A 20,699-nucleotide genomic window follows, 5' to 3' on the forward strand; every position below is an offset into this window, starting at 1 on the left:
GCACAGCATTTTCACGGTGTCTCCCTGGCACAGGTGGAGGAGACGAGAATGCTGTTCTCACAGTTGCCGGCAGAGCAAGGTCTGTACGACCCTGCCCAGGAGAAGGACTCGTGCGGCGTCGCCATGATCGCCGACGTGGCCGGACGTCGGTCGCACAGCATCGTCGCCGATGGAGTTCTGGCGCTCGAGAACCTCGAACATCGAGGCGCGGCCGGTGCGGAACCCAACAGCGGTGACGGCGCGGGCATCCTGTTGCAGCTTCCCGTCGAACTCCTCGAGTCTCTGGTCGACTTCCCGCTGCCCGAAGCGCTGGCGGACGGCACCAACACGTACGCCGCCGGAATCTGCTTCCTGCCGCAGGGCATTCGCGAACGCGCCGACGCCGTGGCGCGCGTCGAAGCGATCGCCCACGAAGAGGGTCTCGACGTACTCGGGTGGCGCGAAGTTCAGGTCGATCCCGACGGCGCGGACATCGGTCTGACAGCGCTCGGCTGCATGCCGCACATGTCCTACCTGTTCGTGGCAGCGCCTGAGGTCGACGGCGTTCGGCTCGGCGGCCTCGAGCTCGACCGTCAGGTCTACGCGGTGCGCAAGCGCGCGGAGCGCGTCACGCCTGAGATCGCCGCGGCCGGTACCGGACTGTTCTTTCCGTCGCTGTCCAGCCGGACCATCGTCTACAAGGGCATGCTCACCACGATGCAGCTGCCCATGTTCTTCCCCGACCTTCGGAACCCGTTGTGCAAGAGCGCGATTGCGATCGTGCACAGCCGATTCTCGACCAACACGTTCCCGTCGTGGCCTCTTGCTCACCCGCACCGCTACGTCGCGCACAACGGTGAGATCAACACCGTCATGGGCAACCGCAACCGCATGCGGGCACGTGAGGCGATGCTGAGCAGCGCCATCATCCCTGGCGACCTCGAACGTCTGTATCCCATCTGCAACCCCGATGGTTCGGACTCCGTGTCCCTCGACGAGGTGCTCGAACTCCTGCATCTCGGTGGCCGCAGCGTGCCGCACGTCGTCATGATGATGCTGCCCGAGCCGTGGGAGAACCACCGCAACATGGACCCCGACGTACGGGCGTTCTACCAGTTCCACGCGTCGATCATGGAGCCGTGGGACGGTCCCGCCTGCGTCACGTTCACCGACGGTTCCTACGTCGGTGCCGTGCTCGATCGCAACGGTCTGCGCCCCGGACGATGGTGGCAGACGGTCGACGGACGCATCATCCTCGCCAGTGAGGCGGGCGTCCTCGAGGTTCCGCAGTCCGAGGTCGTTGCGAAGGGCCGCCTCGAACCGGGCAAGATGTTCCTCGTCGACACCGCGGCGGGTCGCATCGTGCCCGACGCCGAGATCAAGCAGCAGCTCGCGGGCGAGCACCCGTATCAGGAATGGCTGCACGCGGGACTGCTCGAGATCAAGAGTCTGCCGGAGCGCGCCCACATCCAGTACAACCACGAGTCGGTCGTGCGCCGTCAGATCGCGTTCGGCTACACCGAGGAAGACCTGCGGGTCGTTCTGTCGCCGATGGCTGCGTCGGGCGGAGAACCGTTGGGCTCCATGGGAACCGACACTCCCGCCGCCGTCATGTCGCAGCGGTCCCGGTTGCTGTACGACTACTTCGTCGAACTGTTCGCGCAGGTCACCAACCCCCCGCTCGACTCGATCCGTGAAGAAATCGTCACGTCGCTGTCCCGCGTCATGGGCCCGGAGCAGAACTTGCTGGAGCCGACGGCCGCGTCGTGCCGCCAGATCGTGTTGCCGTGGCCGGTTCTCGACAACGACGAGCTCAACAAGATCATCCACATCAACCACGACGGCGATCACCCCGGCCTCGCTGCCACCGTGCTGCGCGGGCTGTACGAGGTGGAACGCGGGGGAGAAGGACTGGCCGAGGCCATCGAGAGTCTGCGACGCCGCGCGAGCAAGGCCATCGCAGCCGGGTTCCGCACGCTGATCATCTCCGACCGCGATTCGGACCACACGCATGCGCCGATTCCGTCCCTGCTCGCGACCGCGGCGGTGCACCATCATCTCGTCCGCACGAAGGAGCGCACCAAGGTCGCACTCGTCGTCGAGTCCGGCGACGCCCGCGAGGTACACCATCTCGCGCTGCTCATCGGCTACGGCGCCGCGGCGGTCAACCCGTACCTCGCCATGGAGTCCATCGAGGACCTCGTCGGCGAAGGCGAGCTGACGGGCGTCGAATCGTCCGTGGCGGTGCGCAACTACCTGTACGGACTCGGCAAGGGCGTGCTGAAGGTGATGTCCAAGATGGGCATCTCGACCGTCGGATCCTATACGGGCGCACAGGTTTTCGAGGCCATCGGCCTCGACAAGGACGTCGTGCGCGAGTACTTCAAGGGCACCGTCAGCAAGCTCGGTGGTGTGGGCCTCGACGTGCTGGCCGAAGAGGTCAAGCTGCGGCACCGCCGCGCGTATCCGGAGAATCCGACCGACCGCGTGCACCGTCGTCTCGAGATCGGCGGCGAGTACCAGTTCCGTCGCGAGGGTGAGCTGCACCTGTTCACGCCCGAGACGGTGTTCCTGCTGCAGCACGCGACGCGTACCGGACGCTTCGACGTCTTCCAGAAGTACAGCGACGAGGTCGATCGTCTGGCACGTGAGGGCGGCGCGCTGCGCGGGCTGTTCGAGCTGAAGGAGGGCATTCGCCCGCCTGTTCCGCTGGAGGAGGTCGAGCCGGTCGAGTCCATCGTGACCCGGTTCAACACGGGTGCGATGAGCTACGGATCCATCTCGGCCGAGGCGCACGAGGCGATGGCAGTCGCGATGAACAATCTCGGCGGACGCTCCAACTCGGGAGAGGGCGGCGAGGACACCGACCGGTTGTACGATCCGACGCGTCGCAGCGCCGTCAAGCAGGTCGCCAGCGGACGTTTCGGTGTCACGAGCGATTACCTCGTGAACGCGTCGGACATCCAGATCAAGATGGCGCAGGGTGCGAAACCCGGTGAGGGAGGCCAGCTTCCGGGCTACAAAGTCTACCCGTGGGTGGCCAAGACGCGGCACTCGACGCCGGGCGTCGGGCTGATCTCGCCGCCGCCGCACCACGACATCTACTCGATCGAGGACCTCGCTCAGCTGATCCACGATCTGAAGAACGCGAACGAGAATGCGCGCGTTCACGTCAAGCTCGTCAGCTCGGTCGGGGTCGGCACGGTCGCGACGGGTGTGAGCAAGGCGCATGCCGACGTCGTCCTGATCTCGGGTTACGACGGCGGTACCGGCGCTGCGCCGCTGACCTCGCTCAAGCACGCTGGTGCGCCGTGGGAGATCGGTCTCGCCGACGCGCAGCAGACGTTGGTGCTCAACGGACTTCGTGACCGCATCACCGTGCAGTGCGACGGCGGTCTGCGGACGGGGCGCGACGTCATCGTGGCGGCGCTTCTCGGTGCCGAGGAGTTCGGTTTCTCGACTGCGCCGTTGATCGTGTCCGGCTGCATCATGATGCGCGTGTGCCACCTCGACACCTGCCCGGTCGGCGTCGCGACGCAGAACCCTGACCTGCGCAAGCGTTTCAACGGCAAGCCCGAGTTTCTCGAGGACTTCTTCCGTTTCGTTGCGGAAGACGTCAGGCAGTACCTGGCGAAGTTGGGCTTCCGCAGCATCGACGAGGCCGTCGGACGCGCGGATGCGCTCGAGACGTCAGCAGGCATCGCGCACTGGAAGAGCCAGGGACTCGACCTGTCACCGATCTTCGCGATGCCGACCGACCAGCACGGAGCTCCGCTGACGCAGCGTCGACGGTTGCGCGGCCAGGATCACGGTCTGGACTTCGCCCTCGACCGCACGCTCGTTCAGCTCGCCGAGGGTGCGCTCCAGGATGCTCACCCGGTCACGCTCGAACTACCGGTACGCAACGTGAACCGCACGGTCGGAACACTTCTCGGCTCCGAGGTCACGCGTCGGTTCGGTGGACGGGGTCTGCCGGACGACACCATTCGAGTGCAGCTGACCGGTTCGGCCGGGCAGTCGCTCGGCGCCTTCCTGCCCGCAGGTGTCACGATCGATCTGATCGGCGACGCGAACGACTACGTCGGCAAGGGACTGTCCGGCGGCCGCGTCGTCGTGCGTCCCGCCGAGGACGTCTCCTTCGTCCCGGAGGACAACGTCATCGCAGGCAACACACTTCTCTACGGCGCGACGTCGGGTGAGGTGTTCCTGCGCGGCCGCGTCGGCGAACGGTTCGCGGTGCGCAACTCGGGTGCGACGGCCGTCAACGAGGGCGTCGGAGACCACGCGTTCGAGTACATGACCGGAGGACGCGTCGTCGTCCTCGGCCCGACCGGGCGAAACATGGCTGCCGGAATGTCGGGCGGTATCGCCTACGTCCTCGGCTTGGATGCGAGCGACGTCAACATGGACATGGTGACGTTGCAGACTCCTGACCCCGACGACTTCGCGTGGCTGCGCGAGACGGTGGAGAACCACTTGAAGTGGACCGGATCCACCGTCGCGGCCTCGCTCCTCGCGGACTGGCCTCGGCGGTCCGCACTGTTCACGAAGATCATGCCCGTCGACTACCAGCGTGTGCTGGAGGCGACGAGGATGGCGCGCGCCGAGGGGCGCGACGTCGACTCAGCAATCATGGAGGCAGCACGTGGCTGATCCCAGAGGATTCCTCAACGTCGTCAAGCAGGAAGCCGCCAAGCGGCCGATCACCGAACGCGTCAAGGACTGGAACGAGGTCTACTCGCACCAGCCCGCGTCCGAGCGCGCCGCAGAGGTGTCGGACCAGGCCCGTCGCTGCATGGATTGCGGTATTCCGTTCTGCCACTCGGGAACTGCGGGCTGTCCGCTGGGCAACCTGATTCCGGAGTGGAACGATCTCGTGCGACGGGACCGGTGGGACGCTGCGAGCGACCGACTGCACGCGACGAACAACTTCCCCGAGTTCACCGGACGCGTCTGCCCCGCGCCCTGCGAGGCGGCGTGCGTGCTGTCGATCGCCGAGAGCGACACCGGCGGTAGCGTGACGATCAAGCGTGTCGAGCAGACCATCGCCGATCTCGCGTGGGACGCAGGCTCGGTCGTGCCCCAGCCTCCGACGATCAACACGGGAAAGCGTGTCGCCGTCGTCGGTTCCGGTCCGGCGGGACTTGCTGCAGCGCAGCAACTCACGCGCGCCGGCCACGACGTGACCGTCTACGAACGCGACGACCGTCTCGGCGGCCTGCTGCGCTACGGCATCCCCGAATTCAAGCTGGAAAAATCCGTGCTGGACCAGCGACTGATGCAGATGCGTGCCGAGGGAACGCATTTCGTCACCGACTGCGAAGTGGGTGTCGACTTCACCGTCGAGCAGTTGCGGGAGAAGTTCGACGCGGTCGTGCTCGCGGTCGGAGCGCTGCGCGCTCGGGACAACACCGAGGTCGAGGGACGCTCTCTGGCCGGAATCCACTTGGCCATGGAGCATCTCGTGCCGGCCAACAAGGAATGCGAGGGCGACGGCCCTACATCGATCTCCGCGAAGGACAAGCACGTCGTCATCATCGGCGGCGGTGACACCGGGGCCGACTGTCTCGGTACCGCGCACCGGCAGGGTGCTGCGTCGGTGACCCAGTTGGATTACAACCAGGCGCTTCCCGAGATCCGCGACGAGCGCTCGCCGTGGCCGTCGTGGCCGCTGGTCCTTCGGACGTCGCCGGCTCACGCCGAGGGCGGCGTCGTACGGCACCAGGTTGCCGTGCAGCGTTTCCTGGGCGACGAGAACGGTCACGTACGCGCCATGGTGCTCGCCGAGGTCGAAGTCCAGCGCGATGCGGACGGCCGACGCGTCATCACCCCGATCGGCGAGGAGGTCGAGTTGCCGTGCGACCTCGCGCTGTTCGCCATCGGGTTCGAGGGCGTCGAGCACGGGCCGCTGCTCGACGACTACGGACTGACCCTGACCCGTCGCGGCGCGCTGTCGTGTGGCCCGGACTGGCAGACGACGGCGCCCGGTGTCTTCGTGTGCGGCGACGCGCACCGAGGAGCGTCGTTGGTCGTGTGGGCCATCGCGGAAGGCCGGTCGGCGGCACATGGCGTCGACGCATACCTGACGGGCCGGTCGGATCTGCCGTCTCCGGTGCACCCGACTGCTTTGCCGCTGGCCGTGGTCTGAATTGATCCAGGTGTTTTGAACAGGTCCGACGCGATGTTACCGACGGGTAGAATCGCGTCGGACCCCTCTGCCATGGAGAAGGCAGGAGCCACCGTCTAGGCTCGTGGTCGTGAGCCGACGTACGAAGATCGTTTGCACCCTTGGACCCGCCACCGCTACCAGTGATCGAATCCGTGAACTCGTCGAGAGTGGAATGGATGTCGCCCGACTGAATTTCAGCCACGGCGATCACCCGGATCATCAGGCAAACTACGAAAGAGTCCGTGCCGCTTCGAATGCCACGGGCAAAGCCGTCGGCATCCTCGCCGATCTGCAGGGACCGAAGATCCGCCTCGGCCGTTTCGCCGAAGGCAAGACCACGTGGGCCAACGGCGAATTGGTGCGCATCACCGTCGAGGAGTGCGAAGGCACCCACGACCGCGTGTCGACGACCTACAAGGAACTCGCTCAGGACGCCAAGGAAGGCGACCGGCTGCTGGTCGACGACGGCAAGGTCGGACTCGTCGTCACCGGCGTCGAGGGCAACGACGTGCTGTGCCGCGTCACCGAGGGCGGACCCGTCAGCAACAACAAGGGTGTCTCGCTGCCCGGTATGAACGTGTCGGTGCCTGCCCTGTCCGAGAAGGACATTGCGGACCTCGAGTTCGCGCTCGGTCTCGGCGTCGACTTCATCGCACTGTCTTTCGTGCGCTCGCCCGCCGACGTCGAACTGGTGCACGCGGTGATGGATCGCGTCGGCCGACGCGTTCCGGTCATCGCGAAACTGGAGAAGCCAGAGGCCGTCGACAATCTCGAAGCCATCGTGCTCGCGTTCGACGCCATCATGGTCGCGCGTGGCGATCTCGGCGTCGAGCTGCCGCTCGAGCAGGTTCCGCTGGTGCAGAAGCGCGCCATCCAGATCGCACGTGCCAACGCGAAGCCGGTCATCGTCGCGACGCAGATGCTCGAGTCGATGATCGAGAATTCGCGGCCCACCCGCGCGGAGGCGTCGGACGTCGCGAACGCCGTGCTCGACGGCACCGACGCCGTGATGTTGTCCGGTGAGACCTCCGTCGGTAAGTACGTCATGGAGACCGTCCGCACGATGGCTCGGATCGTCGAGACCGTCGAGAGCGAGGGCGAGCCGGTTCCGCCGCTGACTCACGTTCCGCGTACCAAGCGTGGTGTCATCTCCTACGCTGCACGCGACATCGGCGAGCGTCTCGACGCGAAGGCTCTGGTCGCCTTCACGCAGTCCGGTGACACCGTGCGTCGTCTCGCGCGTCTGCACACGTCGCTTCCGCTGCTCGCGTTCACCTCGATCCCCGAGGTCCGGTCGCAGCTCGCGCTGAGCTGGGGCACCGAGACCTTTCTGGTCCCCGAGGTCGCGACGACCGACGCGATGGTGATCGAGGTCGACAAGGCGCTGCTGGAGCTGGGTCGATACAGCAAGGGCGATCAGGTCGTGATCGTAGCCGGAGCTCCTCCGGGCACAGTAGGCTCGACCAACTTGATCCACGTGCACCGAATTGGAGAAGAGGACCGGTAAGTGACCGATGCGGGGGGAACCGGCGCTGCAGCCACAGCGGCGACCGATGACAAGACGGATCTACAAACGCTCCTCGAGTTGCTCGAGCTCCAGGAGATCGGCGAGGACACGTTCCGGGGGGATCATCCTCGCCAGGTGGGCAGCCGGACCTTCGGCGGACAGATGGTGTCTCAGGCGCTGATCGCCGCCGGGCGCACGGTGTCCGGTACGTCACGTGACGTGCATGCCATCAATGCGCACTTCATTCGAGGCGGTGACGTCAAGAAGCCGATCGAGTATCGCGTCGAGCGTCACCGTGACGGGCGCGCCTTCGCGAACCGTCAAGTCACCGCGCTGCAGGACGGCGACGAGATCTTCGTGATGCTCGCGGCGTTCCAGGATTTCGGCAAGGGGCTCGAGCACAGCGTCGAGTTGCCCGAGGTGCCGTACCCGGACACGTTGCCGCCGTTGGGCGATCACTTCGTCGGGTACGAGGATCGACTGCAGATGTTCGTCGACGCGCTCAAGCCCATCGACATGCGTTACGCCAACGACCCCGCCTGGATTCTGCAGACCACGGGGGAGAAGCTCACGCACAATCGCGTCTGGATGAAGGCGGACGGGGAGCTGCCCGACGATCCGATCTTCCACGCGGCGACCATGGGGTACGCGTCGGACACCACGGTGCTCGATTCGATCCTCACCACCCACGGATTGTCGTGGGGACTCGACCGTATCGTCGCGGCGACGGTCAACCATTCCATCTGGTTCCACCGTCCGTTTCGTTTCGACGAATGGGCCCTCTACGCCACGGAATCGCCTGTGGCCGCGGGTTCGCGCGGTCTCGCGACCGGCCGCTTCTTCTCGACCGACGGAGTATTACTCGCAACCGTCGTGCAGGAAGGCCTGATTCGGCACTTCCCGAGAAAGTAGTTTCATCCTCGATCGACGACGGCCCTCCACGCGTCGAGCTTGCGTTCGTACGTCATCGACGCGTGCGCCGGGCTCGTCGACGGCAGCCGTACCAGTGCGATCGGACTCTGCGGGGTTGTCACGTACCGGAGGAAGCTGGCTTCGGCTTTGGCCCCGTTGAAGAAGATGCGTTCGATCGTCGGATGTTCGCGAATCAGCGTGTCGATGTCGTTGACGACGATGGACGATTCCTCGATCGCCGAATCGAGACTGCCGAGACGCGTACACAGTTTCAACACATCCCATACAGCGATCCCGTGGGACTGCAGCACCGTCGTTCGTTCCTCGTACGGGACCGACGGTCCCGCCTCGAAGAGGTCTCCCATGATCGGCCAGAACGCGTTTCGCGGATGGGCGTAGTACTGATTCGCCGTCAGGGAGGCGACGCCGGGCATCGAGCCCAGGATCAACGTGTGCGCGGAACGATCGATGATCGGCGGGAAACTGTGCACGGTGGTCACCGCTCCACAGTGACACACGACGAAAGTCGGGGACACGTCACGAAAGGATGCGAGTTCGCCTGTGAAGGGCGGACAATGGAGCCCATGTTGGATCCACGAGTACTCGACAACCATGAACTCGACGCCGAACTGGCTGTGCTGCGCCGTGGCCGCGACCAGTCGATGGACGAAGGCGCCGACGACGCAGCGCTGGCGGAGGCCGACCGCTTGATCGCGGCGTTCGAGAACGAGATCGAGTCGAGGCGCAAGGCGGCAGCCGACCCGGAGATCTAGCGGTGCGCGGCGACCGTCAACGCCGCGCACGCCGCGATCGCGGTCACGGTTCGCGCATCGTTCCAACGTGTCCAGCGCGTGAGATAGTCGCTCCACGTACGCAGTCCGGCCGCCGAGTGGGGGTCGGCGGCCGCCAGTGCGTCGTTCATCGGAACGTTGATCGCGCTCGTGACGACGACACATCCGATCACGAACAACGCCGCGCCTGTGGTCACGAGAATCCGGTTGCCGGCGGACGGCGACATCCACGACGTCATCACCGCGACCACAGCTGCGGCTGCACTCCCGAAGAACACGGTCATGAAGACGGGAGAGACGATCTCGACGTTCATTTGTTGCATCGACGACACAGCTGCATCCTGAGGTTGCGATCGCAGCGCCGGTATGACGCTCACCGAGAAGGCGAGGAGTACCCCTGCTGTGATGCCGCAGCCGACGGCTGCGATCGTCGTCGACACCGATGCAATGCGTTCGATCATCGGGAGCTCCTTCGTCGTGTGGTGATACTCAGCATCGACGCCGATCCATGGACTTTCCATGACTGTTCATCGCTATTTCATGCCCGTTCGTCCAGCTCGGTCGTATCATCGGTGCATGCGAGGACCGGACCCGTGGGCGACGCCGGATGCCCTCGGCGAAGCTCTGCACTTCCTGCGTATGACGGGTGCCTTCTATTGCCGGTCGGAGTTGTCCGAGCCGTGGGGGCTCGAGATGCCGCGAATGGACGACTGCATGTGGTTCCACGTCGTCACCGACGGCCGGTGCAGACTCGACGTCGACGGCGCCGCGACCAGGTACCTCGTTCCTGGCGAATTCGCGCTCGTGCCACACGGTTTGGGACACACACTGGCCAGCGACGACCACGCAGGTGCATCCGCCCCGGTCGTCTACGACTTACCGCACGACTACGTCAGTGATCGTTACGCCGTCATACGCCATGGAGGCGGCGGTGTTTCGACGACGATGATCTGTGGGGCCGTTCGACTCGATCATCCGTCGGCGGTGCACTTGATCCGCTCGCTGCCGCCGCTGATCGTCGTGGAATCCGTGCCGTCGCCGCATCTGTCCTGGATGCACAGCACGCTCGGTCTCGTCGCCGACGAGGCACGCACACTACGGCCCGGTGGGGAAGCCGTCATCACGCGGCTCTCGGACATTCTGGTCATCCAGGCGTTGCGATCGTGGATCGAACACGACCCCGCAGCCAGGACCGGCTGGCTCGGCGCGTTGCAGGACCCGGGCATCGGACCGGCGCTGGCATCGTTGCACCGCAGCCCGGACACGCAATGGACCGTCGCGTCGCTTGCTGCCTCCGTGACGATGTCGCGCTCGGCGTTCGCGGCGAGATTCACCGCGTTGGTGGGGGAGACACCGATGAAATACCTCGCCCGCTGGCGAATGCAGGTGGCACACGATCTGCTGCGCTCGGGCGACGTGACCGTGGCGGAATTGGCGAAGCGATCGGGCTACGACTCGGACGCGGCCTTCGCGCGGGCATTCAAACGCGTAATCGGTGTGCCGCCTGGTCGTGTGCGGCGACGCGTCGAGACGACCTCGATCTTCTGATTTCTCGCTGTTGTCTCGATTTGTCGCTGCTGTCTTGCCTTTTCGAGATGTGGTGCCCCCGGTCAGACTCGAACTGACACTGTACGGGTTTTGAATCCGTTTCCTCTGCCAATTGGGATACGGGGGCTGGCGTTGTCTTGCGGTTCACTACTTTAGAAGATGCGCCGACGGGGTCAACCACCGGTACCCTTCAAATGCTCTCACGGCCGGATGGAAGCATCGTCCGTGCACGCGCGTGCGATCGGTTTGCGCTGGTCGATGACTTGTCGAAGGAGACTGTTACTCATGAATGCTCCTGTTACGCAGGAGGGCGGCAGGCCCGCTCTCCGTGTCGTGGTTGCCGAGGACGAATCGCTGATCCGCCTGGATCTGGTGGAGATGCTGCGCGAGGAGGGCTACGAGGTCGTCGGAGAGGCCGCCGACGGGCAGCAGGCCGTCGATCTGGCAATCGAACTCCGTCCGGATCTGGTGATCATGGATGTGAAGATGCCTCGGCGTGACGGCATCGACGCCGCGTCGGAGATTGCGGAGAAGCGCATCGCGCCGGTCGTGATTCTCACCGCATTCAGTCAGCGCGAGTTGGTGGAGAAAGCGCGCGACGCGGGCGCGATGGCCTACCTCGTGAAGCCGTTCTCCAAAGCCGATTTGATGCCGGCCGTCGAACTCGCGGCAAGCCGCTACACCGAGATCTCGTCCCTCGAAAGCGAAATCGCGGATCTGCAGGAACGTCTCGAGACGCGCAAGCTGATCGAGCGTGCGAAGGGCAAGCTCATGGAGTCGCAGTCCCTGACAGAGCCGCAGGCGTTCAAGTGGATTCAGCGCGCGGCCATGGACAGACGAACGACGATGAAGGCCGTTGCCGAGGTCATCATCGAGACGCTCGATCCACCCGCGGAGGCGTGACAGCGCCCCCGAACGCTACGGCCACGTAAATCTTCGGCAGCTGAGGTCACAGTCAGGTCACGAGCCTTCTTCTCACCGATCGCACATCGCTTCGGGCAGATAGCGTCTGATCCCACACGAGGCACATATTTCACGTGCGCTTCATCGATGAGCAATCAAGGAGACCCCCGATGGCAAAACGGACCTACGTCCGCACGGCTGCGGTTCTGAGTGCTGCGTCATTGGCACTGTTCGGCTGTTCCTCGAGTGACGATTCCAGCTCGGAGGACAGTGCCAATTCCGCCAGCGGTGGCGGATCGGCAGCCGCGGAGACGACGGTGTCCACCGATTGCACACCGGAACAGGCCACCGCCGGTGCCACCCCGGTCACGACGCCTCTCGTCGTCGGCACGTTGCTCCCCGAAACCGGTACCCTCGCCTTTCTCGGCCCGCCCGAAGTCGCCGGTGTTCAGCTCGCGATCAACGACGTCAACGCCGCAGGGGGCGTACTCGGTCAGCCGGTTCAGTTGATCCCCGGTGACTCCGGCGACACCACGACGGACACCGCGAACGTCACCGTCGACCGCCTACTCGCCGGTGGCGCCGACGTCATCGTCGGAGCAGCGTCGTCGTCGGTGTCGCTCAAGGTGATCGACAAGATCGCCAGCGCAGGCGTCGTGCAGTTCTCGCCGGCCAACACCTCCGACCAGTTCGTCTGCTACCCGGACAAGGGGCAGTACTTCCGTACCGCACCGACGGATGTCCTACAGGCACAGGCGTTGTCGCAGCTCATCGCCGAGGACGGCGCTCAGCGTGTGTCCATCCTCGCGCTGAACGACCCGTACGGCACCGGTCTCGCGCAGAACACCGTCGACAATCTTCAGGACGCGGGCATCCCGTCGGATCAGATCCAGAAGATCATCTACGACCCCAATGCGCAGTCCTTCAACGCCGAGGTCGACGACGTGAAGAACTTCGCGCCCGACGCGGTTGCGGTCATCGGCTTCGAGGAGTCGGCGAAGATCATCACCCGTATGCACGAGGTCGGCATCGGCCCGTCCGACGGCACTCTGGTCTACGGTGTCGACGGCAACATGGGTAACGCACTGGGCGAGGCCGTCGCAAAGCCGTTGCTGGACACGATGAAAGGCACGACGCCGCTCACCGACGTCGGCACCGAATTCCAGGACCGTCTGAAGGCGCTCAACCCTGCGCTGGTCGACTTCAACTACTCCGGTGAGTCCTACGACGCCGTCGTCATCTCGGCGCTCGCGGCGGAACAGGCGAAATCGACTGCGGGAACGGACATCGCGGCCAACATCAACAGCGTCACCAAGGACGGCGAGAAGTGCACCAGCTTCGCGCAGTGCCTGCCGCTGGTCCAGGCCGGAACGGACATCGACTACGACGGCATCACCGGCGCGCTGAACTTCAGCGACTCGGGTGAGCCCGCCACCGGGTCCTACGGCAAGCTCGTCTTCGGCCCCGAGAACACCCTCACGACAGGGGGATACATCGTCGTCGGGGAGTGATGCTCGACCGGATGTGAACGAGCCCCGTTCCGCTCAGCGGGTCGGGGCTCGTTGGTGTTCGGCGCGGTGGGCCTGGGTGACCGAATGACGCCCTCGCTCACTCTGAGTGAGCAAGGGGCGCCTTCGGTCCGGGGGGCGGTGGGCCTGGGTGACCGAATGACGCCCTCGCTCACTCTGAGTGACCAAGGGGCGCCCTCGGTCCGGTGAGCCGGCCCCGAGTGACCGAAGGTGACATTCGGTCACCCCCCAGCACGCGCACCTACTTCTCTTTACTCCCCGCGAGCGTGCCGAGGTACAACTCGATGACCTTCGGGTCGTTCATGAGGTTGGTTCCGGTGTCGGTGTAGGCGTTTCGACCCTGATCGAGCACGTATCCGCGGTCGCAGATCTGCAAGCATCGGCGGGCGTTCTGTTCGACCATGATGATCGAGACACCCGTCGCGTTGATCTTCTTGCAGCGGATGAACACCTCGTCCTGGAACATCGGGGACAGGCCGGCCGACGGCTCGTCGAGCAGAAGGACCGACGGTTCCATCATCAACGCACGGCCCATCGCGACCATCTGCCTCTCGCCGCCGGACAGTGCGCCTGCCTTGACCTTCCTGCGTTCACCCAGGAGTGGGAACAGCTCGCTCACGAACGCGAATCTTTCCGCAAACTTCTTGGGACGCAGGTAGATTCCCATCTCGAGGTTCTCTTCGATGGTGAGCGACGGGAACACGTTCTGCGTCTGCGGAACGTAGCCGACGCCTTTGGTGACCAGGACGTGCGCCTGGGCCGACGTGATGTTGTCGCCGCGCAGCTTCACCGAACCCTGACGGACGGGGATCAGGCCGAACAGGGTTTTCAGCAGTGTCGACTTGCCAGCGCCGTTAGGGCCGATGATGCCGACGATCTCACCGTCACGAAGAAAGAAATTGCATTCGTTCAGGATGTTGACCCCGGGGATGTAGCCTGCCACCAGGTTGTCGGCGCGGACCAGTGCCCCCTCGGCGAGCCTGGCGTGTTCTTCCGGCGTCGCCGCGAATTCCGCTGGTGTCAGGTTTCCTGTGTTCGCTTCGCTCATCGCCCGTCCTCCTTTGTCGCCGTGGGGGAGTCGGCCACGAATTCCGGTTCGGACAGGTCGCCGCCTGCTTCGAGCTCTTCCGCTTCGGCTTGTTCGAGTGCTTCGGCCAATCGTGCTGTGGCACCGACCGGATCACCGTTCTCGTCGAACTCGAGCGCTTGGTCGTGGTGACTGCCGAGGTAGGCGTCGACGACGGCGCCGTTGTTGGACAGTTCCTCCGGCGTCGATTCGGCGATCACGCTGCCCTGAGCCATGACGACGACCCAGTCGCTGATGTCACGGATGACGTCCATGTCGTGCTCGACGAACACGACGGTCATGCCGTCGTCGCGCAGAGACTTGATGTGGCTCAACAAGCTCTGTGTCAGAGCAGGATTGACGCCCGCCATCGGCTCGTCCAACATGACCACCGCCGGGTCGGTCATCAGTGCGCGTGCCATCTCGAGCAGCTTGCGCTGACCACCCGACAGCGAGCCGGCGAGGTCGTCTGCTTTGGCGTCGAGTTTGAAGCGACTGAGCAACTCGTTCGCGCGCTCGGTGATTTCCCTCTCCTGGGCCTTCCAGGTCCAGGGCAGGAGAGTGTTCAGGATTCGCTCACCGCGCTGGCCGGTGGCCCCCAACTTAACGTTGTCGAGAACGGACAGCTTCGACAACGCCTTGGTCAGCTGGAACGTGCGCACGACGCCCTGCCGTGCGACCTGATGCGGGTGCATGCGGCCGAGTGATTTCCCGTCCATCGACCACGTTCCCGTGTCCGGTCGGTCGAATCCGGTGAGCAGGTTGAACAAAGTCGTCTTGCCTGCCCCGTTCGGACCGATGAGCCCCGTGATGCACCCTCGTTGGATTTCGAGATGGGCGACGTCGACGGCCTTGAGTCCGCCGAACGTGCGCGAGACGCCGTCGACGACGAGTGTCGGATCCGGCTTCGGTGCGCCCGGAACACCGGGAACGCCCGCGAAGAGAGCGGCGCGTTGCTCCTTGCTGAGCACAGTCTTATCGGGCATCGATCTGGACCTCTCGCTTGTTGCCGAGGATACCCTGGGGTCGGAAGACCATCAGTACCGCGATCAGGATGCCCAACAACACGAAACGTGTTGCGCCGACTTGTTGTTCGGTGAGGTTCAACAGCGGATCCGGGCCTGCGATGGCTTGACGCAGTAGAGCGTCGGGAATCGACAGCAGGAACCAGAACAGCATCGCGCCGAGCACCGGGCCGAAGACCGTCGCAGCGCCGCCGAGGATCAACGCGCCGAACGCGAAGAAGGTCTGTGCCGTCGAGTAGAAGTCGGGGTTGATGGACTTGGTCTGCAGGGCGTTGAACACGCCGCCCATGCCACCGATGACACCGCCGAGCACGAGGGCCTGCATCTTGTAGACGAAGACGTTCTTGCCCAGAGACCGCGCGGCGTCCTCGTCCTCGCGCACGGCTTTGAGGACGCGGCCCCACGGGCTGTGCGTCAGCAGGTACACCAGACCGCACAGCAGCAGGACGAGCGACCATCCGACGACCATGGCCCACAGGTCGTCGCCGTAGAACTTGACCCCGAGGAACGAGTACTGCTTACCGGAGTCGAACGGACTGAGCGAGGTGAACGGATCGGCGAAGCCGAAGATGCCGTTCGTCGACTTCGTCACGGAATCGGTTGCCGTCGAACGGAACACGAGACGCAGAATCTCCGACGCGGCGATCGTCACGACGGCCAGATAGTCGGCTCGCAGCCTGAGGGTCGGGATGCCGAGCACGAGTGCGAGAAGTCCCGCCGCTCCGAGGCCGACGAGAATTCCCAACCACAGCGGCTGCTGATAGGTGATCGTCATGATGCCGACGCCGTATCCGCCGAGCAACGCGAATCCGATCTGACCGAAGTTCAGCAGACCGGCGTAGCCGAAGTGCAGGTTCAGTCCGATCGCGAGCAGCGCGTAGAAGATGGCCGACGGCCCGATCAGCTGTGCGAGCGAGACTTGAAGTGCTCCGAGAACATCCATGTCGTATCACCCGATCCTTTGCCGCGAACCGAGGATGCCCTGGGGCCTGACCACGAGGATGAGAATCAAGACGAGCAGTCCTCCGATGTACTTGAGATCGGGATTGATGATCATCGTCGACCACTGAACGAGCAGTCCGACGATCACGCAGCCGAGGAGCGCTCCGTATGCGGTTCCCAAGCCGCCGAGGGTGATTCCGGCGAACATGAGCAGCAGCAGTTTGAAGCCCATCTCCCATTGGACCCGGCCTCCGAGTTCCGACAGCCCGAACAGGACACCGCCGAGGGCGGCCAACCCACCGCCCAGACACCAGACGAAGGTGACGACGCGTTCGACGTCGATACCCGACGACGCAGCGAGGTCGCGATTGTCGGCCACGGCGCGCATTGCCTTGCCGATTCGGGTGCGCTGCAACATCACTGCGACACCGACGAGGACGACGATGCTGATGACGATGCAGGCGAGGCCCACGTTCGTGATCGCGAACGGCCCCCATTCGTTCTGCGTCTGCGCCTGATAGTCGTCGAAGGGCTCCGAACGGTCGGAGAAGAAGATCAGAATCAGATACCGCAGTGCGATGGCGAGGCCGATGGACACCACCAACTGTGCGATCAAGCCTGTTTTACGTTTTCGTAGTGGTCTCCAGATGGCAGAGTTGGCCAGCCACCCGATCGCTATTCCGACGACGATCGCCAGAAGCGTCGCCCAGATGAGCTGAATACCCATGGACACGTTGAAGACCCAGGCTGCGACGGCGCCCAGCGTGACCAACTCGCCGTGCGCGAAGTTGGTCAGTCCCGTCGTCCCGAAGATGAGGCTCAGGCCCACGGCCGCCAGTGCGATCACGAGGCCGAATCGAAAGCCGTCGACCGTCGTTCGGATGAAGTTCTCGTAGAACGGGACCTCGTTCGAGGTACGCGCCTCGCCGAACGAGAAGATGACGGTGTTCGCTCGGCCCGCTTGGACGTCGCGTTCGACCGAGCCCTGGACGCTGACGTCGTCGGGCAGCGTATCTGTGACGACCTCGAACGTGTATGTGCCGGGCGACAATTCGAGTGTCCAGCGACCGCCGTCCTCCGACGTCGTGCGGCCCGCCTCGGCGCCCGACGCGTCGACCGCCCGGACGTCCACGCCGACCAGTCTCTCTCCGCCGTTGTTCAGGCTGCCGCTGACGGCGACGGCGTTCGCCGGAGCAGGCGGCGGCTCCTGCGCGAGCGCGGAACCGCCGAACGCCACCGCGAACACGGCGGCGAGAAGTGAGAGAACGAGTATTCGGGACGAATGTCGGCGGTGGCGCCGTGGTCGAGTCGATCTTCGGTTCCATCGCACACTTGGAGCCACGCACGTCCTCCGGACGGTGTAAGAGCCGGCCAGTATCGGCCGACTGGAGCTTGCAATTCTCGGACTCTAACCGTCCGGACCGCCCGAAACCGGCGAGTTGAATTTCCGGCTTGTATCTTTTGCGTTTCGAACTACTTGGCCGCACGTCGAAGGCGTGCCTCGAGATCCGTTTACGTCCTGTCGGTGCCCGTACCTAGACTGAGTAACCGTGAGCCCCGTAACCGACGCACGTGCATCCTCCGCATCCTCGACCGGTACGTCCGCAGATGGCGAGCAGCCGACGTTGCTGCTCATCGACGGGCACTCCATCGCCTTTCGGGCGTTCTTCGCGCTGCCGGTGGAGAACTTCAAGACCACCAGTGGGCAGTCCACCAACGCCGTCTACGGGTTCACGTCGATGCTGATCAACCTGTTGCGTGACGAGAAGCCGACGCACATCGCCGCCGCGTTCGACGTGTCGCGGCAGACGTTCCGCGCCGAGCGATTTCCGGACTACAAGGCCAACCGCAGCAAGACGCCCGACGAGTTCGCCGGCCAGGTCGACATCACCAAGGACGTCCTCGGTGCGATGGGCATTCCGGTCATGGCAGAGGCGGGCTTCGAGGCCGACGACATCATCGCCACACTGACGACGCAGGCCGAGGCGCTCGGATACAAGGTGCTCGTCGTTACCGGTGACCGCGACTCGCTGCAGTTGGTGACCGACAACGTGACGGTGTTGTACCCGCGCAAGGGCGTCTCGGATCTCACGCGGTTCACGCCCGCTGCCGTCACCGAGAAGTACGGGCTGACGCCGTCGCAGTACCCGGATTTCGCGGCACTGCGCGGCGACCCGAGCGACAACCTCCCCGGCATTCCTGGCGTCGGTGAGAAGACCGCGACCAAGTGGATCGTCCAGTACGGATCCCTCGAAGAATTGGTCACCAACGTCGACAAGGTCAAGGGCAAGGTCGGCGATGCGCTGCGTGCCAACTTGTCGAGTGTGGTGCTCAACCGGGAACTCACCGAGATGGTGCGCGACGTCCCACTGCCGTACACGCCCGATCAGTTGGAGCTCGCGCCGTGGGATCGCGAAAAGATTCACGGCTTGTTCGACGACCTCGAGTTTCGCGTGCTGCGCGACCGCCTGTTCGACACGTTGGCGTCGGCAGAACCCGAAGCGGAGGAAGGGTTCGACGTCCGCGGCGGCGCGATCGCCCCGGGTGAGCTCGCCGAGTGGCTGACGACGCATGCGTCGTCCGGGCAGCGCCACGGGCTCTCGGTGGTCGGTCCACGTCGTCCGTTCGACAGCGACGCGTTGTCCATCGCCATCGCTGCATCCGATGGTGAAGGCGGATTCGTGGACACCGCTTCGCTGGACGAGTCGGACGAGAAGGCGTTGGCTGCCTGGCTCGCCGACGACGGTCAGCCCAAGGCGCTGCACGAGGCGAAGTGGGCCATCCATGCGCTGCGCGGCCGCGGGTGGACGCTCGGCGGGCTGACGAGCGACACCGCGCTCGCGGCGTACCTGGTGCGTCCAGGTCAGCGCAGCTTCAACCTCGACGACCTCTGCCTGCGGTACCTCAAGCGCGAACTGCGCGCCGAGGATTCCGTCGAGGGCCAGATGTCGCTGCTCGACACCGAGGACGTCGCGGCCGCCGCCGTGGCCGAGGGCGAGATTCTGCGTGCTCAGGCGGTCCTCGATCTCGCCGCGACGCTCGACGACGAGTTGGCGAGCATCGAGTCGAGCGCGTTGTTGACCGACATGGAGTTGCCTCTGCTGTCGGTGCTTGCCGACCTCGAGGCAACCGGTATCGCCGTCGACAACAACCATCTCGGTGAGCTGCAGAGCCAGTTCGCGTCTCAGGTCGCCGACGCGGCCAATTCGGCGTACGAGGTCATCGGCAAGCAGATCAACCTGGGGTCGCCGAAGCAGCTGCAGGTCGTGCTGTTCGAGGAGCTCGACATGCCGAAGACGAAGAAGACCAAGACCGGTTACACCACCGACGCCGACGCCTTGCAGGGTCTATTCGAGAAGACCGAGCACCCGTTCCTGAAGTTCCTGCTCGACCATCGAGACGCGACTCGGATGAAGGTCACCGTCGACGGTCTACTCAAATCCGTGGCCGACGACGGCCGCATCCACACCACCTTCAACCAGACCGTCGCGGCGACCGGGCGGTTGTCCTCGACCGAGCCGAATCTGCAGAACATCCCGGTTCGTAACGACGCGGGACGGCACATCCGTGACGGCTTCGTCGTCGGCGACGGCTACGACACGCTGCTCACCGCGGACTACAGCCAGATCGAGATGCGCATCATGGCTCACCTGTCCGGTGACGAGGGGCTGATCGAGGCGTTCAACACCGGTGAGGATCTGCACAGCTTCGTCGGTGCGCGCGCATTCGGTGTACCGATCGAGGACGTCACACCGGAACTCCGTCGCCGCGTCAAGGCGATGTCGTACGGCCTGGCCTACGGGTTGAGCGCGTTCGGTCTGGCCGCGCAGCTCAAGATCTCGACCGACGAGGCCAAGGAGCAGATGGAGGCCTACTTCTCGCGCTTCGGTGGTGTGCGTGACTATCTGCGCAACGTCGTCGAGGAGTCGCGGAAGGTCGGCTACACATCGACGTTGTACGGTCGGCGTCGTTACCTTCCGGATCTGACCAGCGACAACAGGCAGCGCCGCGAGGTCGCCGAGCGTGCTGCGCTGAACGCCCCCATTCAGGGCACTGCTGCCGACATCATCAAGGTCGCCATGATCGACACGCACACGGCGTTGGCGGAAGCCGGGCTGCGTTCGCGCATGCTGCTGCAGGTCCACGACGAACTCGTCCTCGAGGTCGTCGAGTCCGAACGCGAGGAGGTCGAGGCGCTGGTGCGCGACAAGATGTCGTCGGCCATCGATCTGTCGGTCCCGCTCGAGGTGTCGGTCGGCACCGGCGCCAGCTGGGACAAGGCGGCGCATTAGGAGTTTCCCAATAGCAAGAGGCCCGGTCGCGTGTGC

General features: G+C 64.7%; 15 protein-coding genes and 1 tRNA gene. 9 read left to right on the forward strand and 7 right to left on the reverse strand.

Annotation, left to right across the window (positions count from 1 at the left end):
- Positions 1-48 precede the first annotated feature (48 nt).
- The 4 genes from gltB to DK926_RS12340 all read left to right on the forward strand — a co-directional run bounded on the left by gltB (position 49) and on the right by DK926_RS12340 (position 8,567).
- Positions 49-4,632, forward strand: a complete 4,584-nt coding sequence (gene gltB / locus DK926_RS12325) for a glutamate synthase large subunit (RefSeq protein ID WP_114330620.1) — start codon at positions 49-51, stop codon at positions 4,630-4,632.
- Positions 4,625-6,127: a glutamate synthase subunit beta gene (locus DK926_RS12330; protein WP_068420802.1), complete on the forward strand. Its 1,503-nt coding sequence runs from the start codon at positions 4,625-4,627 to the stop codon at positions 6,125-6,127. The genes gltB and DK926_RS12330 overlap by 8 nt, the downstream gene beginning before the upstream one ends.
- A 109-nt stretch (positions 6,128-6,236) precedes the next feature.
- Positions 6,237-7,655 (forward strand): pyruvate kinase, encoded by a 1,419-nt coding sequence (pyk, locus tag DK926_RS12335; RefSeq protein ID WP_114330679.1) that lies wholly within the window; start codon positions 6,237-6,239, stop codon positions 7,653-7,655.
- Entirely contained in the window at positions 7,656-8,567 is a 912-nt protein-coding gene (locus tag DK926_RS12340; RefSeq protein ID WP_114330621.1) for an acyl-CoA thioesterase II, read from the forward strand. It begins immediately after the preceding gene.
- 2 nt (positions 8,568-8,569) lie between these two features.
- Here the strand turns inward: DK926_RS12340 and DK926_RS12345 are convergent, their stop codons facing one another.
- The gene (locus DK926_RS12345; protein ID WP_243636769.1) at positions 8,570-9,067 is read right to left on the reverse strand and encodes a DNA-deoxyinosine glycosylase; all 498 of its coding nucleotides are present in this window, start codon (positions 9,065-9,067) and stop codon (positions 8,570-8,572) included.
- Positions 9,068-9,151: 84 nt separating this feature from the next.
- Between DK926_RS12345 and DK926_RS26460 the strand changes: the two genes are divergently transcribed.
- Positions 9,152-9,340, forward strand: coding sequence for a hypothetical protein (locus DK926_RS26460; protein ID WP_125833399.1), 189 nt, complete (start codon positions 9,152-9,154; stop codon positions 9,338-9,340).
- Here the strand turns inward: DK926_RS26460 and DK926_RS12350 are convergent.
- Complete coding sequence (locus DK926_RS12350) at positions 9,337-9,819, reverse strand: anthrone oxygenase family protein (protein WP_114330681.1); 483 nt, start codon at positions 9,817-9,819, stop codon at positions 9,337-9,339. The genes DK926_RS26460 and DK926_RS12350 overlap by 4 nt on opposite strands.
- A gap of 115 nt (positions 9,820-9,934) precedes the next feature.
- On the opposite strand from DK926_RS12350, the gene DK926_RS12355 reads away from it, so the two are divergent.
- Entirely contained in the window at positions 9,935-10,906 is a 972-nt protein-coding gene (locus DK926_RS12355) for an AraC family transcriptional regulator (RefSeq protein WP_114330680.1), read from the forward strand.
- Positions 10,907-10,956: 50 nt separating this feature from the next.
- Here the strand turns inward: DK926_RS12355 and DK926_RS12360 are convergent.
- Positions 10,957-11,033, reverse strand: a tRNA-Leu gene (locus tag DK926_RS12360).
- Positions 11,034-11,191: 158 nt separating this feature from the next.
- Here DK926_RS12360 and DK926_RS12365 point away from each other — a divergent pair.
- Both DK926_RS12365 and DK926_RS12370 read left to right on the forward strand, forming a co-directional pair.
- Entirely contained in the window at positions 11,192-11,809 is a 618-nt protein-coding gene (locus tag DK926_RS12365; RefSeq protein ID WP_114330623.1) for a response regulator, read from the forward strand.
- Between the two features lie 170 nt (positions 11,810-11,979).
- Entirely contained in the window at positions 11,980-13,320 is a 1,341-nt protein-coding gene (locus DK926_RS12370) for an ABC transporter substrate-binding protein (RefSeq protein ID WP_114330624.1), read from the forward strand.
- A gap of 259 nt (positions 13,321-13,579) precedes the next feature.
- Here the strand turns inward: DK926_RS12370 and DK926_RS12375 are convergent, their stop codons facing one another.
- The 4 genes from DK926_RS12375 to DK926_RS12390 are packed head-to-tail and all read right to left on the reverse strand — an operon-like array spanning position 13,580 to position 17,617.
- Positions 13,580-14,386 (reverse strand): ABC transporter ATP-binding protein, encoded by an 807-nt coding sequence (locus DK926_RS12375; protein ID WP_068420815.1) that lies wholly within the window; start codon positions 14,384-14,386, stop codon positions 13,580-13,582.
- Complete coding sequence (locus DK926_RS12380) at positions 14,383-15,390, reverse strand: ABC transporter ATP-binding protein (protein ID WP_114330625.1); 1,008 nt, start codon at positions 15,388-15,390, stop codon at positions 14,383-14,385. Before DK926_RS12380 ends, DK926_RS12375 begins: the two co-directional genes overlap by 4 nt.
- Entirely contained in the window at positions 15,380-16,372 is a 993-nt protein-coding gene (locus DK926_RS12385; RefSeq protein ID WP_114330626.1) for a branched-chain amino acid ABC transporter permease, read from the reverse strand. Before DK926_RS12385 ends, DK926_RS12380 begins: the two co-directional genes overlap by 11 nt.
- Positions 16,373-16,378: 6 nt before the next feature.
- Positions 16,379-17,617, reverse strand: a complete 1,239-nt coding sequence (locus DK926_RS12390; protein ID WP_243636770.1) for a branched-chain amino acid ABC transporter permease — start codon at positions 17,615-17,617, stop codon at positions 16,379-16,381.
- Between the two features lie 304 nt (positions 17,618-17,921).
- On the opposite strand from DK926_RS12390, the gene polA reads away from it, so the two are divergent.
- Entirely contained in the window at positions 17,922-20,663 is a 2,742-nt protein-coding gene (gene polA / locus DK926_RS12395) for a DNA polymerase I (protein WP_114330627.1), read from the forward strand.
- The last annotated feature ends 36 nt before the right edge of the window (positions 20,664-20,699 follow it).

Source organism: Rhodococcus sp. Eu-32 (assembly GCF_003336925.1).
GTDB classification, from domain to species: domain Bacteria; phylum Actinomycetota; class Actinomycetes; order Mycobacteriales; family Mycobacteriaceae; genus Rhodococcoides; species Rhodococcoides kyotonensis_B.